This window comes from Streptomyces sp. NPDC007162, assembly GCF_040634175.1.
In the GTDB taxonomy this organism is placed as follows: Bacteria; Actinomycetota; Actinomycetes; order Streptomycetales; family Streptomycetaceae; genus Streptomyces.
The window spans coordinates 1-16370 of sequence record NZ_JBEYFC010000171.1 but is presented as its reverse complement, the minus strand read 5'-3'; the positions used below and the strand labels follow the sequence as shown (position 1 = coordinate 16370).

Annotated in this window: 12 protein-coding genes; 4 read left to right on the top strand and 8 right to left on the bottom strand. The window is 73.7% G+C overall.

What is annotated here, in order from left to right:
* The 3 genes from ABZ646_RS21355 to ABZ646_RS21345 all read right to left on the bottom strand — a co-directional run.
* On the bottom strand, positions 1 to 380 hold a 380-nt coding region (locus ABZ646_RS21355), incomplete at its 3' end, for an aldehyde dehydrogenase family protein (protein WP_360521010.1).
* A gap of 121 nt (positions 381 to 501) precedes the next feature.
* Entirely contained in the window at positions 502 to 1548 is a 1047-nt protein-coding gene (locus ABZ646_RS21350) for a LacI family DNA-binding transcriptional regulator (protein ID WP_360521007.1), read from the bottom strand.
* 118 nt (positions 1549 to 1666) lie between these two features.
* Positions 1667 to 2347 (bottom strand): TetR/AcrR family transcriptional regulator, encoded by a 681-nt coding sequence (locus ABZ646_RS21345; protein WP_360521004.1) that lies wholly within the window; start codon positions 2345 to 2347, stop codon positions 1667 to 1669.
* A gap of 102 nt (positions 2348 to 2449) precedes the next feature.
* On the opposite strand from ABZ646_RS21345, the gene ABZ646_RS21340 reads away from it, so the two are divergent.
* The 3 genes from ABZ646_RS21340 (at position 2450) to ABZ646_RS21330 (ending at position 5455) form a co-directional block, all read left to right on the top strand.
* Positions 2450 to 3007: an NAD(P)H-dependent oxidoreductase gene (locus tag ABZ646_RS21340; protein ID WP_360521001.1), complete on the top strand. Its 558-nt coding sequence runs from the start codon at positions 2450 to 2452 to the stop codon at positions 3005 to 3007.
* 349 nt (positions 3008 to 3356) lie between these two features.
* On the top strand, positions 3357 to 4331 hold the full coding sequence (locus tag ABZ646_RS21335) for an alpha/beta hydrolase (protein WP_360520998.1): 975 nt from the start codon (positions 3357 to 3359) through the stop codon (positions 4329 to 4331).
* A 110-nt stretch (positions 4332 to 4441) separates the two neighbouring features.
* A complete protein-coding gene (locus tag ABZ646_RS21330; RefSeq protein ID WP_360520995.1) occupies positions 4442 to 5455 on the top strand; it encodes a helix-turn-helix domain-containing protein in 1014 nt (337 codons plus the stop codon).
* Between the two features lie 22 nt (positions 5456 to 5477).
* On the opposite strand, the gene ABZ646_RS21325 is transcribed toward ABZ646_RS21330, so the two are convergent.
* Entirely contained in the window at positions 5478 to 9629 is a 4152-nt protein-coding gene (locus tag ABZ646_RS21325; protein ID WP_360520992.1) for a bifunctional nitrate reductase/sulfite reductase flavoprotein subunit alpha, read from the bottom strand.
* A gap of 215 nt (positions 9630 to 9844) precedes the next feature.
* On the opposite strand from ABZ646_RS21325, the gene ABZ646_RS21320 reads away from it, so the two are divergent.
* Complete coding sequence (locus ABZ646_RS21320; protein WP_360520989.1) at positions 9845 to 11593, top strand: SpoIIE family protein phosphatase; 1749 nt, start codon at positions 9845 to 9847, stop codon at positions 11591 to 11593.
* 20 nt (positions 11594 to 11613) lie between these two features.
* Here the strand turns inward: ABZ646_RS21320 and ABZ646_RS21315 are convergent, their stop codons facing one another.
* The 4 genes from ABZ646_RS21315 to ABZ646_RS21300 form a co-directional block, all read right to left on the bottom strand.
* The gene (locus ABZ646_RS21315; RefSeq protein ID WP_360520986.1) at positions 11614 to 12639 is read right to left on the bottom strand and encodes an alcohol dehydrogenase catalytic domain-containing protein; all 1026 of its coding nucleotides are present in this window, start codon (positions 12637 to 12639) and stop codon (positions 11614 to 11616) included.
* 93 nt (positions 12640 to 12732) lie between these two features.
* Positions 12733 to 13818, bottom strand: a complete 1086-nt coding sequence (locus ABZ646_RS21310; protein WP_360520983.1) for a hypothetical protein — start codon at positions 13816 to 13818, stop codon at positions 12733 to 12735.
* 1095 nt (positions 13819 to 14913) lie between these two features.
* Positions 14914 to 15066, bottom strand: a complete 153-nt coding sequence (locus ABZ646_RS21305; protein WP_360520980.1) for a hypothetical protein — start codon at positions 15064 to 15066, stop codon at positions 14914 to 14916.
* A gap of 145 nt (positions 15067 to 15211) precedes the next feature.
* Positions 15212 to 16318, bottom strand: coding sequence for a substrate-binding domain-containing protein (locus ABZ646_RS21300; RefSeq protein WP_360521013.1), 1107 nt, complete (start codon positions 16316 to 16318; stop codon positions 15212 to 15214).
* Positions 16319 to 16370: the final 52 nt, after the last annotated feature.

The window sequence follows — 16370 nt, the reverse complement described above, 5'->3', positions numbered from 1 at the left end:
GTGACGGCGGAGCGGTGGTCCGGGGCGGCCGGTCGGGAGGCGAGGGCGGCGGCCTCGTAGCACTCCTGGGCGGCGACGTGCAGTTCGAAGTCGGCCTTGCCCGGTACGGAGCCGGACTCGCGGACGATCCACTCGCGCAGTTCGGCGGCGTGCTCCGTGAACAGGTCGCCCGCCCTGCGCAGGACCTGGGCGCGCACGAAGTGCGGTGCGCGGGCCCAGTCGCGGTGTGCGGCGTGGGCGGCCGTGGCCGCCGGGGAGACATCGGCGGGGGTGGCGAGGGTGACCGCGCCGAGCGCGTCGCCGGTGGCGGGCTCGGTGACGTCGTACTGCGCGCCGGACAGGGCGCTCGCCTGCCAGGCCTTCGGGTCGAGCAACGGCATGACGGCTCTCCGTTCGATCGCCGGGGTGGCGGGGCCCACGGCGTCCGCGGGCCATTGGTTGAGCGCGCAACATCCTAGCCCGGGGGCCCGGAAACGCACCGCCCCCGACCAGGGTGACCCATCAGCTGGACTCGCGCCGCACCACCGAGGCGCCGAGCACCCTGTGCGTCTCGGGCTCGTCGCCGCAGTCGCGCACCACGCGGTCGACCAGTTCGGCGAGTTCACGGCCGGACGGCAGGTCGACATGGACCGTGGAGAGGCGGGGGCGCAGCAGCCGGCCGAGCATGAGGTCGTCGGCGCCGACCACGGCCGTCTCGTCGGGGATGCGCACCCCCACGTCCTGGAGGGCGCGCATGACCAGCATGGCGTACTCGTCGTTGTAGGCGAACACCGCGTCGATCCCCAACTCTGGCCATCGGGAAGCGAGTTCGGCCGCGGAGTGCTCGGTGTAGCCGAGCGGCAGCCGGGTCACCGTCGCGTCGGTGCCGCGCAGGGCCTGGCGGACGCCTTCGAGCCGGGGCCGGGAGAAGGCCTCCAGGCCGGCGTCGTCCGGGACGACCACACCGATCCGCCGTCGGCCGCGTGCGTAGAGGTGGGCGCCTGCACAGTGGCCCACGACGGCGTGGTCCATCAGCAGGGCGTGGGCGCCGTCGACGCGTTCGGGGCCGAGGGTCACCACGGCCCGGGCGCCGGCCCGCTTGAGGACCGCGACCCCCTCCGGGCCGAGTCCCGAGCCGGGCACCAGTACCGCGACCGGCCGCAACTCGGCCCAGGCGCGGGCGGCTTCGTCGCCGCGCACGCCCGCGGTGCCGTACTGGACGACCGTGTAGTCGAAGCGGCTGAGGGCCCACTGGAGATCGTTGATGAACTGGCCGTACAGCGGTCCCATCGGGATGTCCGAGGCGGGCATCAGGACCATGCGGCTGCGGCCGGCGCGCAGGGTGCGGGCGGCCGCGTGGGGGACGTACCCCAGTTCCTTCGCGGCCTGGTGGACCCGGCGGCGGGTGGGTTCGCTGATCCGTACGGCGCTGGTGTTGTTGAGGACGTAGGAGACGGTCGCGCGGGAGACGCCGGCCAGACGGGCCACATCGGCGCTCGTGGGCACCGAGCGCGGTGTCGGCGACGCCGCCGAGGGCGGTTTCGGTATCTGCACCATGACGTACGGCATAGTGGCAGAAGGCCGGGGACGGGGGTCGGGCGGGGCGAGGTGGTTCACCGTTGGACGAATTGGGCGTCACCCGCCGGGCCGGACACGTCACCGTGCCGCGGCCCGGAGACGGCGGCGGTCAGCGGGGCGGGTCCGTGCGGGTGACCCGGGCGACCAGGTCGGTCCAGCCGGCCTCCAGGCGCTCCATCGGCATCCCGCACTGCCTGGTCAGATGGTGGATCTGGGCGGGGTCCAGGTAGGCGAGCAGCGTCTGGGCGAGCAGTTCGCAGTCGGCGTCCGGCTGTATCTGCCGCAGCAGCATCGTGACGTGGATGCGCAGCGCCCGGAGCGAGGGGTGCGAGTAGCGCCGGGTGGGCTCGTGCTCGGCGGCCAGCCTGAGATCGAGCTGCTCGGCCGTGCGGTACAGCACGGCGATGCCGAAGGCCCGCAGCCGGTCCACCGGCGGGGCGCCGGGACCCAGTGGCGGCGGGCCGCCCAGGAAGTCCGCCTGGAGCTGCCGCGAGGAGTGGTCGAGCAGCGCCATCAGCAGTCCGGTGCGGTCGCCGAAGCGCCGGAAGACCGTGCCCTTGCCCACCTCGGCGGCCGCGGCCACGGCCTCCATGGTGACGCCGGCCACCCCGTGCTCGGCGATCAGCCGGGCGGCGGCCTCCAGCAGCCGGGCGCGGTTGCGGGCCGCGTCGGCGCGCAGGCAGGGCTCCTCCGGGGCGGGCCCCACTTCGAGCAACTGGGGGGTGTCGAAGGGGTCCTGGGGTTGCGGGAAGGGCGGCAGGACGCTGGACATGAAGCCAGCGTAAAGCATCGGGAACAGAACTGGACCGCGGTCCGCTTGGGGTGTTAGAAATTAATCGGACCTCGGTCCGGTTTTGTGACAGCAGTGTTTCAGCCCCCTTGGAGTTCCCCCATGTCTGTCCGCATCCTTGCTCTCGTCGGCAGCCTCCGCGCCGGTTCGCACAACCGCCAGCTCGCGGAGGCGGCCGTCAAGCTCGCCCCCGAGGGTGCCGAGGTCGAGGTCTTCGAGGGCCTTGCCGACATCCCGTTCTACAACGAGGACATCGACGTCGAGGGTGGCGTCCCGGCCGCGGCCGCGAAGCTGCGCGAGGCCGCCCAGGCCGCCGACGCGTTCCTGCTCTTCTCCCCCGAGTACAACGGCACCATCCCTGCCGTCCTGAAGAACGCCATCGACTGGCTGTCCCGCCCGTACGGCGCCGGCGCCTTCGGCGGCAAGCCGGTCGCCGTCGTCGGCACCGCCTTCGGCCAGTTCGGCGGTGTGTGGGCGCAGGACGAGACCCGCAAGGCCGTCGGCATCGCCGGTGGCAAGGTGCTGGAGGACGTCAAGCTGTCCATCCCCGGCTCCGTGGTCCGCTTCGCCGAGACCCACCCGGCCGACGACGCCGAGGTGGCCGCGCAGCTCACCGAGGTCGTCGCGCGTCTGCACGGCAACGTGGGCGTGGCCGCCTGACACGCTTCCCGCACGCAGGGGCCGGAGCCGAGCTCCGGCCCCTGCGCGTGCCGCCGGTCAGTCGGTCCGGCGGGCCGCTCGACGGCGCGTGCGGCGAAGCTCTCCAACCCGCCCCCGAGGTCTCGCCGAGCCGCGGTGACAGGATGACGGTGTCGAGGCCGGGCCTGGCGTATCCCTGAGCGTCCCCGGTGAGCATGCTCGAAGCCGAAGCCCCGGCGCCCGCCTCCGGCCGGGTTCCGGGGCACCCGCCGGATGGCGGGCAGCTTCCGCCGCCCGGCGGCGGCACTGCTGGGAGGCGTGCCCGGATCATGGCCGTACGAGCCGTACCGCACCGCCGCGAGGAGCCGCCATGACGTACGCACCGCCCCCGTTCGACCCCGAACTCTCCGCCGCCCTGGAGATGATCGGGGAGGTGATCTCTCCGGCGTTCGCGCTGGAGGACATCCCGTCGATCCGGCAGGGCGAGGGGATCCGGCTGCTCTCCGAGGTGGACCTCACCCTGGGCGGGGCGTTCGAGGTGACCGACCGCACGGTGCCCGGACCGGCGGGCGCCCCGGAGATCTCGCTCCTGGTCTGCCGTCCGGTCGTCCCCGAGACCCCCGGTCCGCTGCCGGTGATCTACCACGTGCACGGCGGCGGGATGGTGATCGGCAACAACCGGGTGGGCGTGGACGTCCCGCTGGCCTGGGCGAGCGAACTGGGCGCGGTGGTGGTGTCGGTGGAGTACCGGCTGGCGCCCGAGCACCCGCATCCGGCTCCGGTCGAGGACGTGTACGCGGGGCTGCTCTGGACAGCGGAACACGCGCCGGAGTTCGGCGGCGACCCCGAACGGATCGTGATCGCCGGGGCGAGCGCGGGCGGCGGCCTCACCGCGGCCCTGGCGCTGCTCCTCCGGGACCGCCGGGGCCCGGCCGTGATCGGCCAGATGCTGATGTGCCCGATGCTCGACGACCGCAACGACACGCCGTCCAGCCACCAGATGAAGGGCCTCGGCGTCTGGGACCTCACGGCCAACGAGACCGGCTGGACCGCCCTCCTCGGCGATGCCCGCGGCGGCCCCGACGTCTCCCCCTACGCGGCACCCGCCCGCGCCACCGACCTCACGGGCCTGCCTCCGGCCTTCCTGGACGTCGGCTCCGCCGAGACCTTCCGCGACGAGACCGTCGGCTACGCCTCCCGCATCTGGCAGTCCGGCGGCACCGCCGAACTCCACGTCTGGCCGGGCGGCTTCCACGGCTTCGACGGCTTCGCCCCCCAGGCCGCCCTCTCCCAGGCGGCCAGAGCAGCCCACGTGACCTGGCTGCGCCGCCTGCTGGCCCGCTGAGCGAAGCCGGCCGTCCGTCCCGCCGCCGGCGCCCCGGATTCTTGCCGTCTTCGACCGGCCGGTTGGCGGTCGGATGCCCGGTCGGGGGACAGGTGGCGCATCATGGGGCCATGAAGGAGCTGGCGGGGCGGCTGGCGGCGGTGGACCCGGATGCCGGGGCCGCCGTCTCCGTGATCGCCTACTTCGACCGGCTGGCCGAGGCCCGGGCCGGTCTGGAGGCGCTGGTGCGCGGGGCGGCCGTGCTCGCGGGGTGCCCGGCGCGGCTGGTCGACCCGGAGCGGCGGGTCCGGTTGCGGGTGGAGCCCGACGGGCGGCGCGCGGACCGCGGGGACGCCCCCGACCCCGGCTGGCCGGGGGCGCCGCTGACGCCGGGCGGCCCGCCCGCGCTCTGGCTGGAGCGGGCCGAGGGCGACGGGCCGAGCGTCGTGGACGCGGTGATCCTGGAGCGGGCCTCGGCGGCCGTACGGTCCGTGCTCGACCGCACCCGGGGGCGGGCCCCGGCGCCACAGGCGGACGATCCGGCCCTGGTCGAGACCGTCCTGGACGCCGACGCCCCGCTGCCGGCGCGACTGCACGCGGCCCGGCGGCTCGGCCTTAACGGCACCGGCCCGGCCGCACGGGTGCGGGCGGTGGCGGTGGCGGACGGGCCGCCCCGGATCGTGGCGGACGGACAGCCGCTGCCGACGACGGGACGGGCCGGGGTGGGACCGGCGGTGACGGTCGCGGACCTCCCCGGGTCCTGGGTGGCGGCCCGTACCGCGCTGCGGTTCGCCTCCGACGGCGGCGCGGCGGAACCGGGCGGCCGCGGCGTCGTGCACGCCGACGAGCTGGGCGGTGTCGCACTGCTCGCCGATCTCGTCGTACCCGGCGCGGAACCGGCGCCGGACGTCCGTGCCGTCGAGACCGCCGCGGCGGACGCGCCCTGGATGCTGCGCACGCTGCACGCGGTGGCGGCCACGGCGAGCCTGCGGGCGGCGGCCGCCGAGGTCAACGTCCATCACTCCACCCTGCAGGACCGGTTGGCGCACGCCGAGCATCTGCTGGGCTGGTCGGTGCGCACCCCGCAGGGCCGGTTCCGGCTCCAGGTGGCCCTCACCATGCGCCACCTGATGAAGAATCAGTAGCCGCAACGGCGGCTGCCTCTGGTCAGTAGACGTCCCGGACGTAGCGCTTGTCCGAGGCCAGCTGTTTGACGTACGCCGTCGCCTCGTCCTCGGTGAGCCCGCCGTGCACGGTCGCGATGTCCCGCAGGGCGCGGTCGACGTCCTTGGCCATCCGGGAGGCGTCGCCGCAGACGTAGAAGTGGGCGCCGTCCTGGAGCCAGGACCACAGTTGCGGGCCGTGCTCGCGCATCCGGTCCTGGACGTAGACCTTGGCGCGCTGGTCGCGGGAGAAGGCGGTGTCGAGGCGGCTCAGGGTGCCCTCCGCGCGCAGCGCCGTGAGCTCCTCCTCGTAGTAGAAGTCGGTGGCCCGGTGCTGTTCGCCGAAGAAGAGCCAGTTGGGGGCGCGGTGGCCGCGGGCCCGGCGCTCCTCCAGGAAACCGACGAAGGGCGCCACGCCGGTGCCGGGGCCGACCATCACCATGGGGGTCGTCGGGTCGGCGGGCGGCCGGAAGTGCGGGGAGCGCTGGACGTGCACCGGGACAGGTGTGCCGGGCTCGGCGTCGGCGAGGAACGGGGAGCAGACACCCTGCCGGGGGGTGCCGTGCAGGTTCTCGTAGCGGACCACGGAGACGGTGAGCGAGACCTGGCGGGGGTCGGTCAGCGGGCTGGAGGAGATGGAGTACAGCCGCGGTTGCAGCCTGCCGAGGACGCCCGCCCAGTCCCCGGCGCCGGCCCGGATCCCGAACTCGGCGACGACGTCGACCGCTTGCCTCCCCCAGGACCACTTGGCCAGCTCGTCCTTGTTGTCGGGGCGCAGCAGTTTCCGCAGCTCACGCGGGTCACGGGCGCGGTCGGCGACGAAGCGCAGCAGGCCGGGCGTGATCCGGGTGATGTCCAGGTGCCGCAGCAGCGCTTCGGAGAAAGGCATGTCACCGACCCCGTTGACGTCCACGGCGGTTGTCGCGTCGAGACCGGTGACCTCCAGCCACTCACCCACGAGGGACATCGAGTTGAGGGGACGCACACTCAGTGCGTCGCCCGCCTCGTACGTGAGCGGCGTCTCGCTGTCGCCGATGTCGAAGGTGAACCTGCGGACCTCCTTCCCGGCGCCGGGCAGGCTGAGCAGCCGGTTGCCGACGAACCGGGCGGCGGTGGGAGCGGGGCGCCGCGACCTGGTCGGCGCGGGCGCGGGGGGAAGTGCGGGGACGGAGGAGACCGCGTGCGCGGAGGGATGCGCGGGGGCGGCGGAAGACGTGGCGGACGCGTCCTTGAGTGCCGTGAGCACCTGGTCGAGCCAGGCCTCCGCCTGTGGCTCGTAGTCGGGTTCGCAGTCGGTGCGCGGGGCGAGCCGGACCGCGCCGAGTTCGTCCATGCGGCTGTCCAGGCGCCGCCCGTGCCCGCAGAAGTCGTCGTAACTGGAGTCGCCGAAGGCCAGGACGGCGAACCGGCGTCCGGTGAGGCGGCCGGCGTCGAGGGCGGCCAGGCCGTCCCAGAAGCCGGCGCCGTTGTCGGGGGCGTCGCCGTCGCCGAAGGTACTGGTGATCAGCAGCAGGTCCGCGCCGCTGGGCAGGGCGGCCGGATCGGCCTCGTCCATGGCGAGGAGGGAGGCGGTGTGGCCGCGGGAGTTGAGCCGCTCGGCGGTGGTGGCGGCGAAGTCCTCGGCGTTGCCGGTCTGGGAGGCCCAGAGGATCACCACCTGGCGGGTGGCCGTTGCCGGCGCCGGGTCGGCGGGCGCCTGCGAGCGGGAGTACATGCCGGCGAGGGTGCCGTTGACCCACAGGGCGTGCTCGGGACTGAAGGGCGCGTCGGGCGGCAGTACGGGGACGCCGGGGGAGCCGACCGGGATGCCCGCGAGGAAGCCGACCAGGTAGTGCCGTTCGGTCTCGGTGAGGACCGGCGGCGGGACGGGGGCCAGCCCGAAGACGGAGGCAGCGGCGGGCGGTACGGCACCGGTGACGACGTCGGCGGCGGTCGGCGCGGCTGTGGGCGCGAGGGCGGCGGCGGGCGTCCGCTCGGTGCCCGGTACCTGCACGGTGACCGGGGTGGAGACCTTGGTCAGCGACACCGCGCACACCTTCAACTCGGGCTGGAAGGAGAGCGGGTCGACGGCGTCGCTGGTCACCGCGTTGACGCTGAGGTATTCGCCGAACAGGTCGTTCCAGTGGAAGGGGGCGAAGCAGGAGCCGGGTCGGACCCGGTCGGTGACGACCGCCGGCAGCACCGCCCGGCCGCGCCGCGAGGCCACCTCGACGGAGTCGCCTTCGGCGATGCCGAGGGCGGTCGCGTCCGCGGGGTGGATCTCCACGAAGGGGCCCGGGTCGAGCTTGTTGAGCTTGGCGACCTTGGCGGTCTTGGTGAGGGTGTGCCACTGGTGCTGGAGTCGTCCGGTGTTCAGGACGAACGGGTAGTCGTCGTCGGGCATCTCGGCGGGTGCCAGGTGCGGACGGGCGTGGAAGACGGCGCGGCCGGAGGCGGTGGCGAAGGTGAGGGACCCGTCGGCGGCGACGTACCGGACGGGGTTGCGGTCGGGGCCGTCGGGGGCGGCGGGCCACTGGACGGGGCCTTCGCGGAGCCGGTCGTAGGTCACGCCCCGCAGGTCGTAGCCGGTCCCCGGGTTGTGGAAGCGCTTGATCTCCTCGAAGATCTCCTCGGCGCTGTCGTACCGGAAGCCGTCCTCGTAGCCCATCGCACGGGCGACACCCGCGATCAGCCGCCAGTCGGCGACGGCCTCGCCCGGGGCGTCGGCGGCAGGCCGGGCGAGCGTGAGGTTGCGCTCGCTGTTGATGAGGACGCCCTCGGTCTCCGTCCACAGGGCGCCGGGCAGGACCACGTCGGCGTAGGCGTTGGTCTCGGTGTCGGTGAAGACGTCCTGGGTGACGACGAACTCTGCGGCCTCCAGGCCCTCGATGACGGTCCTGCGGTTGCCGACGGAGGCGACCGGGTTGGTGCAGATGATCCAGCAGGCCTTGATCTCGCCGTCGGCCATCTTCTGGAACATCTCGACGGTGCCCCTGCCGACGCCGTCGGCGCGGATCGTGCCGGGCTCGAGATCCCACACCTCCTCGACGAAGGCGCGGTCGGCGTCGGCCAGGACCGACCGCTGGCCGGGCAGCCCCGGGCCCATGTACCCCATTTCCCGGCCGCCCATGGCGTTGGGCTGCCCGGTCAGCGAGAACGGGCCGCTGCCGGGACGGCAGATCTTCCCGGTCGCGAGGTGCAGGTTGATCAGGGCGTTGGTGTTCCAGGTGCCGTGGGTGGACTGGTTGAGCCCCATGGTCCAGCAGCTGGTCCACTCCCCCGCCTCGCCGATCAGCCGGGCCGCCGTGCGCAGGTCGGCCTCGGGGATGCCGGTGGTCTCGGCGACGGCGGCGGGCGGGTAGTCGGCCAGGAACTCCGGCATCGCCTCCCAGCCCTCGGTGTGCGCGGCGACGAAGTCGGGGTCGGTGTGGCCGTTCTCGTGCAGGAGGTGCAGCAGGCCGTTGAGGAGAGCGAGGTCGGTGCCGGGCCTGACCTGGAGGAAGAGGTCGGCCTTGGCCGCGGTGGCGGTGCGGCGCGGGTCGACGACGATCAGCTTCGCGCCCGCTTTCACCCGGTCCATCATCCGCAGGAAGAGGATGGGGTGGCAGTCGGCCATGTTGGAGCCGATGACCAGGAAGACGTCCGCCTTGTCGAGGTCCTCGTACGAGCCGGGCGGGCCGTCGGCGCCGAGGGAGAGCTTGTAGCCGGTGCCCGCGCTCGCCATGCACAGCCGGGAGTTCGACTCGATGTTGTTGGTGCGCAGATAGCCCTTGGTGAGCTTGTTCGCGAGGTACTGCGCCTCGAGGCTCAGCTGCCCGGAGACGTAGAGGGCGACCGCGTCCGGGCCGTGCTCGTCGACGATCGTGCGCAGCCGCCGCGCGGTCTCGGCGACCGCCGCGTCCACGGCGGTGGGTACGGCCTCCTCGCCCCGCGCCGGCCGCAGCAGGGCGGTGGTCAGCCGGCCGGGCGCGGCGAGCATGTCGGCGGTGGTGGCGCCCTTGGTGCACAGCCGCCCGAAGTTCGCGGGGTGCTCCTTGTCGCCGGACGCCTTCAGGACGGTACGGCGGCCGTCCGGGCCCCGGCCGATGTCCAGGACGATGCCGCAGCCCACCCCGCAGTACGAGCAGACCGTCCGCACCCGGTCGGTGCCGGTGCTGCGCGAGTCCGGCGCGGCCACGGGCGCCCCCTGTTCCTGCTGGTCGGCCTCTTCGGTTCGGGCTCGACCGTATGTACCGCTGATTACGTGGGCGTCACCGCTCCCGATCAACAGGGGTTAAGCCCGCCGCACAGACCCGTTCACGGCGATGTGAGCGGACCCGTACGAGATGCGCGTCCCGGCGACCTGATGGACGATGGGGGCGGCCGTGGGAGGGGGCAGGCGAGGAGGACCGGGTGGACAGGGACACCTCCCCACGACGAGCGGCCACCGGCACCGCACCGGCCGCCTCCTCGGCACCGGCCGCGCGTACGGCGCCGGCCGCGCCGCCCGCCGGTCTCGCCTACGTCGACATGCTGCGCGGCATCGTCGAGGACTCCGGCGCCGGGTTCGCCGTCCTCGACACCGAACTGCGCTACCTGTACGTCAATCCGCACATGGCGCGGATGACGGGACTGCCCGCCGCCGCCTACCTCGGGCACCGGCTGCCCGAGGTGCTGCCGCACATCCAGCGCTCCGAGCAGGTGCTGCGGGACATCCTGCGCGACGGACGGCCACGCGAGATGATCGTCACCGGGCGGACCTGGGTGGATTCGCCGTACCAGGTCCGGGAGTGGCGCTGTGTGTACCACCGGCTCGTGGACAGCGCGGGCAGGGTGGTGGGCGTCGCCGGGGTGGGCCTGGAGATCAGTGAGCCGCAGCAGTACGTGTACGAGCTGGAGCGCGCCCACCGGCGCCTCGCGCTGCTGGACGCCGCCGCGTCCCGGATCGGTACCGGCACCGATGTCGCCGGGACCTGCCGGGAGCTGGCCGAGTTCGTCGTACCGGAGCTGGCGGACGCGGCCGGGGTGGAGCTCACTCCCCCGGACACCGTGTCGGCGCGGCGGACACCGACCCGGCTCGTGGCGTACGCCACGCGTCCCGGGCTGGCCATGGGCCTGGCCGCGCTGGACGCGCGCGGTGAGCTGGTCGGCTGGCCGCGCGGCACCGGCACCCGGCGGAACCTGGCGGCGGGCCGGGTGTGGCGGCGCAACGCGATCACCGAGGCGCAGTGGCGGTCGCTGGTCCCGCGCTGGCCGCCGGCCCTGGCCTGTCTGGCCGCGGGCGTCCACTCGGTGCTGCTCGCGCCGGTGGTCGCGGACGGCCGGGTGCTCGGCATCCTGATGCTGGCCCGGGCCGGGGAGTCGGCGCCGTTCTCGACCGAGGACGCCACGGTGGCCCGCGAACTCGCCGCCCGCGCGGCCCGTGCCCTGGACCGGGCGGTCCGCTTCCAGCGCGAGCACACCATGGCCCTGGAGCTGCAACGCGCCCTGCTGTCCGAGCCGGGCCAGTTGCAGCGGCACGCCGGTGTGGAGACGACCGCGCGCTACCGGCCGGCCGACGACGGTTCGCTGATCGGCGGTGACTGGTACGACGTCGTGGCGCTGCCCGACGGCCGGACGATGCTGGTCATCGGGGACGTGATGGGCCACGGCGTGGACGCGGCCGTGGCCATGAGCCACTACCGTTCGACGCTGCGCGCCCTGGCCCTCGCGGGGCTCTCGCCGCGCCACATCCTGCAGCACGCGGACCGCATGGTCGCCGACTCCGGCTTCGAACGGGTGGCCACCTGCTTCCTGGCACTCGGTGACGCGGACGTCGCCACGCTCACCTACGCGAGCGCCGGGCATCTGCCGCCGGCCTGGCTGACCCCCGAGGGCACGATGCAGCTGGTGCCGGTGCCGGTCGGCCCGCCGCTGGGCAGCGGGCTCGGCCGGTACGAGCAGCGGGTCACCCCGGAACGCGGGGGTGTGCTGCTGCTGTACACCGACGGACTGGTGGAGCGGCGCGGGGAGGACATCGATCGCGGTCTGGCGCGGCTGACGACGCTGCCGTTGTGCCCCACCGATCCGCTGGACGAGATCGTCGACACCGTCCTGACCCGCCTCGCCGCCGGCTCGGAGGACGACATCGCGCTGCTCGCGGCCCGGGCCGTACGAACGTGATCCCGCTGGCAGTCGCAGGTTCAGCCGTAGGTGAGGACCATACGGAAGCGGGCGGCCCCGGTGAGCATCTTCCGGTAGGCCTCGTCCGCCTGCTCCAGCGGTACGGTCTCGATCGTCGGGCGGATCCCGTGCAGGGCGCTGAACTCCATGGTGTCCTGCACGTCCTGCGCCGTGCCGGAGGGGTGGCCGCGGACCACCCGGGCACCCATGATCAGGTGGAACGGGGTGATTCCGAGGGGCTCGGGGTCGGCGCCGATCACCACCAGTTCACCGCGGGGTGCCAGCCCGTCCACGGCCGCCGTGATCGCCTGGGAGTTGCCCGCGGTGGCGAGGACGGCCTTGGCGGCGCCGAGCGACTGGAGGGCCTCCGCGACGGGTGTCCCGGCCGTGGAGTCGACGTAGTGGTGGGCGCCGAGCTGCTTGGCGAGGTCGGCCTTCTCGGCGCCGCGGGCGACGGCCACCGTCTCGAAGCCCATGGCCACCGCGTACTTCACGCCGAGGTGGCCGAGCCCGCCGAGGCCGACGACGGCGACCAGGTCACCGGGTTCGGCGGGGCTGCGCCTGAGCCCGTTGAAGGTGGTCACCCCCGCGCAGGCCATGGGTCCGGCGTCGGCCGCGGTGAGCCCGTCGGGGATCCGGGCGAGAGCGTCGACCGGCGCGATCACCTTCGTGCCGAAGCCGCCGTCGTAGGCCCAGCCGGGCGTCTTCATGGTCTCGCACACGATGAAGTCGCCCTGGCGGCAGGGCTTGCAGTGGCCGCAGCTGCCGCCGAACCAGCCGACCGCCACCCGGTCGCCGACGGCCCAGCCCCAGTCCCCGATGCCCTCGCCGATCTCCTCGATCCGTCCGGCGATCTCGTGCCCGGGCACCACGGGGAACGTGATGCCCGGTACGCCCGCGTTCACGAAGAGGGTGTCGCTGTGGCAGATGCCGCAGGCCTCCACCGCGATCCGCACATGACGCGGTCCCGGCCGGGGCACCTCCCGCTCGACGATCTCGAACGACCCGCCTGCGGCGGACACCTGCGCGACTCGGTAGGTACTCATGACGTCTCTCCCGGAGCGGGTACGACGGGAACGGTCCGAAACCCCTTCCCCCAGCACACCAGCTCCGGACCGATCACGCGCGCCGAGCCCTGGTCACGGGGTGGTGCCGTGGTACTGGTCCCAGGTGTAGGCGAGGTCGGGTGCGGCGGGCTTGCCCGGCCAGGAGAAGTAGTCCCAGACGAGTTCGGCGGGGTTGGTGGCGAGGTAGCCCCGGCCGGGCAGGTCGTCGGCGTCGTCCCAGGCCCAGGGCGGGTTGGCCGCGTCGGTGTCGCAGGCGCCGTCCGCCGGGCCGAGGACCCCGCCCGCGCCGCACCTGGCGCCGTAGGGGTTGGGGCTGTCGTCGCCGGCGAAGTTGTCCGGGGTCGCGAACAGCGTGGTGAGGTTGCGGTTCGCCCACATGCCGTTCGCCGCGAAGATGTCGGTCAGCGTGTACTGCACGTCCCGGTCGTTCGAGCCGGACGGCACCTCGGCGGTGGTGCCGGGGTAGTAGACGATGCCGTCGCCGTTCGCGTACTGGTCGCGTTCCTTCGACAGGTAGCCCTCGGCCCAGGCGGCGTGCGTGTTGGGCTGCTGGGTGGTGAACGGGCGTCCGTGGCCGTCGTCGTGCGGGTCGCCCTGGAGCTTCAGGGCGCCGTCGACGCTCTCCTGTCCGCTGGTGAAGTCGCTGCCGGCGGGCACCCAGGAGTAGAAGTTGCTGTGCGCGACGGTGATCGCGGCCTTCAACTGCCCGTGCGCCGGACCGTCGTTGGCGACCACCTCCAGCACGCCCTCGGAGTCGTTCTCGTGCTCGGTGAGGTCCTCCTGGTAGTTGTCGAGGACGCCGTCCGACCAGTCGCGCGGGTGGAAGTACATGTACAGGAGGTAGGAGAAGGACGGGGTCTGGACGACCGAGTAGTAGACGTGGGCGGCGAGCGGGAACCGGCCGGTGTTCTCCCAGTTGTCGCGGCCGTCGAGGTCGCCGTCGTAGTCGTACGACATGATGTAGTCGGACTTGCCGCCGAGCGCGGTCTCGCCGGTGGAGTCGACGTCCTGGAAGTTGACCGGGGCCCACCACTGGGCGAGGGCGGCGCGGTCGGCGGCGGCGTCCGCGTGGGCGGGGACCGGCCGGGTGAGGGCAGCGCCGCACAGGGCGGCCAGGGCGGCGGCCAGGGCGAGGGGTCTGCGTCGGGTCAGAGGCACACGAGAACGCTGCGGGCGGCTGGTTGCCACGGTTCCTCCGGGAGCGGCGAAAGGACCGGCACGACAGTGAAGTCGACGTGCTGGTAAGGGAGTTGACGCTATGGACCGGTGGTGCGTGTGGAGCCGCGGGTACGATACAGCGCGCTGTCGGCGCGGCGTCAGGTGTCAGGTGTCACCAGATGAGGGATCGCGCGGCTTCGACGACCGCCAATCAGGTCACGTACATGAACCTTGCGCACATGTATGTTCGCGGCCGCGGTCGGCACGCAAAACTCCCTCATCTCCCCTGCACGTCGGTCCGGTCGGAGAGGAAGCCTCGTTCGCGCATGTCCCGAAGAGCCCTGTTGGCGACCGCAGGCGGCGCCGCGGTCGTCACGGCGGCACCCGGGTCCGCCCGGGCGCACGACGGCCCGGCGCCGGCGGCCACCGGCGGGTCGGCGGCTTCTGGCCCGGCGTCCTCTGGATGGGCTGGCTCCACAGCGGGGACGACACCCTGCGCACCCTCGCCCTCGAATCGGCGGCGGCACTCGCCCCCCGCCGCTACGACACCGGCACCCACGACCTGGGCTTCCTCTTCACCCCCTCCTGGGTCACCGCCTGGCGGCTGACCGGCGACACCTCCTGGCGGGACGGCGCCGTGCAGGCCGCACGCTCTCTGCTCCGGCGCTGCAACCCCCGTGGCCGCTTTCTGCGCGCCTGGGGCGCGCTCGGCACCCCCGCCAACGCGGGACGCATGATCATCGACACGATGATGAACCTCGACCTGCTCGTCTTCGCCGGCCGGGAGACCGGCGAAACCGCCTTCCTGGACGCGGCCGTGGGACACGCGCGCACCACCCGGCGCCTCCTCCCGCGCCCGGACGGGTCCCTCCCGCACGTCTACGACCTGGACCCGGCCACCGGCACCCCCATCGGCCCGAACACGGTCCAGGGCTACAGCCCCACGTCGGCCTGGGCCCGCGGCCAGGCCTGGGGCGTCTACGGCTTCACCACCATGTACCGGCGCACCGGCGACGCCGAGTTCCTCGCCACCGCACGCGAACTCGCCGACTACGCGGTGCGGGCGCTCGGCCCGGACCACGTCCCCGTCTGGGACTACCGGGCCCCGCAGCAGCCGTACGACATCAAGGACGCCTCCGCCGGGGCGGTGACGGCCTGCGGGCTGCTCGACCTGGCCGCCGCCACGCTGTGCCGGACCTGCCTCACCACGAACTCCACGCGCGCCGAGGCCGTGGTGGCCCGCTGCACCCGCAACCGCCCCGCCGAGGACGGCGTCGAGATCTTCCCTCCCCTACGCCGACTACTACCTTCTCGAGGCGATCCTGCGCGTGCTGCGCCCCCGCGACCTGGACCGGGCGATCGACCTGTCGACGGTCTGACCCACCCCCGGCCGTCACCTGCCCCAGATCTTCCGGTACGCCTCCCGGTAGCCCGACGGGTCCCAGGTAACGGCCCCCTGGGAGTTGGCCGCGGTCGCGACGTGCACGGGCGCCGCGTACCCGCTGGCCCGGGCGTGCGAGAAGGCGCGGTTGAACTCGTCCACGATCTGCCAGCCCTGCTGGGTCAGCGGCTCCGGGACGGTGGCGGACTGGTACTGACCGCTGTTGATGCGCTGGAAGGCCGACGGATCGCCGTCCCCCGCCCCGATGTTGTACGGCGGCCCCGCACCCGGCGCGCCGGCCGCGCGGAGGGCGGGGGCGGCGTCGGCGAAGTAGAGGTCGTTGATGGCGACGGAGTGGGTCCAGCGGGCGCCGAAGCGGGACAGGAGCGCGGCGGCCTCACGCGGGGTCCGGCTGCTCGCGTCCGGGATGGGGATGTTCTCGTACGCGAGGACGTGCACGCCCGCACAGGTGGCGAGCTCCGCCGCGATCAGCCGGGACTTGGTGCGGGCGAACGGGATGGAGTCGTCGGTGAAGACCACGACACCGGCGCGTCCCCGCGAGTTCTGGATGATCCACCGGGCGCTGATCCGGGCGACGTCCTGGACGTGTGTGGTGACGTTGCTGAAGAGCGGGGGCCGTCGGCTCGGGCCGGGGGCGGCGACCGCGTGCCAGCCGACCAGCGGAATGTGCTGGGCGGTGGCCCGGGCGACCTGCTGCGAGGTGGTACCGGGATCGAAGCCGCCGATGACGATGCCGGAGGGCCTGAGCGCGACCGCCTGGCCCATCGCCGCCTGGATACCGGCCGGGGTGCCACCGCCGTCGATCACCCTGACGTTCCAGCCGACGATCCGCGCCGCCTCCCTGACGCCCTGCTCGGCCCCGGCGACGCCCGGGTTGGTCATGGTCTGGGCCACGTAGACGAGGGACTTGCCGGTCGCCGCGCGCGGCCCGGTGGTGGGGCCGTTCCAGGGGACGTCGGTGCGCTCCGCGCGCGCGACGGCATCGCGGGCGGTGTCGTAGACGGCGGGGCAGCCGCTCGGACCGGTGGCCGACCCACCCGGGACGTGCCGCGCCGACCCGTGTTCGCAGCCGGCGAGCACGGTCGTCGCCGCCAGCAGCGCGACGGCGCACCGGGCGAAACGGCCCGGCCGGGTCCCGGGGCGCCCCTGC

What these genes read in the sequence shown, in the direction of transcription:
- ABZ646_RS21340 (WP_360521001.1), top strand. Translation starts at nt 2,450, where the DNA reads ATGTCTGTCCGCATCCTTGCTCTCGTCGGCAGCCTCCGCGCCGGTTCG.
- ABZ646_RS21350 (WP_360521007.1), bottom strand. Translation starts at nt 1,548, where the DNA reads ATGCCGTACGTCATGGTGCAGATACCGAAACCGCCCTCGGCGGCGTCG.
- ABZ646_RS21335 (WP_360520998.1), top strand. Translation starts at nt 3,357, where the DNA reads ATGACGTACGCACCGCCCCCGTTCGACCCCGAACTCTCCGCCGCCCTG.
- ABZ646_RS21330 (WP_360520995.1), top strand. Translation starts at nt 4,442, where the DNA reads ATGAAGGAGCTGGCGGGGCGGCTGGCGGCGGTGGACCCGGATGCCGGG.
- ABZ646_RS21315 (WP_360520986.1), bottom strand. Translation starts at nt 12,639, where the DNA reads ATGAGTACCTACCGAGTCGCGCAGGTGTCCGCCGCAGGCGGGTCGTTC.
- ABZ646_RS21345 (WP_360521004.1), bottom strand. Translation starts at nt 2,347, where the DNA reads ATGCTTTACGCTGGCTTCATGTCCAGCGTCCTGCCGCCCTTCCCGCAA.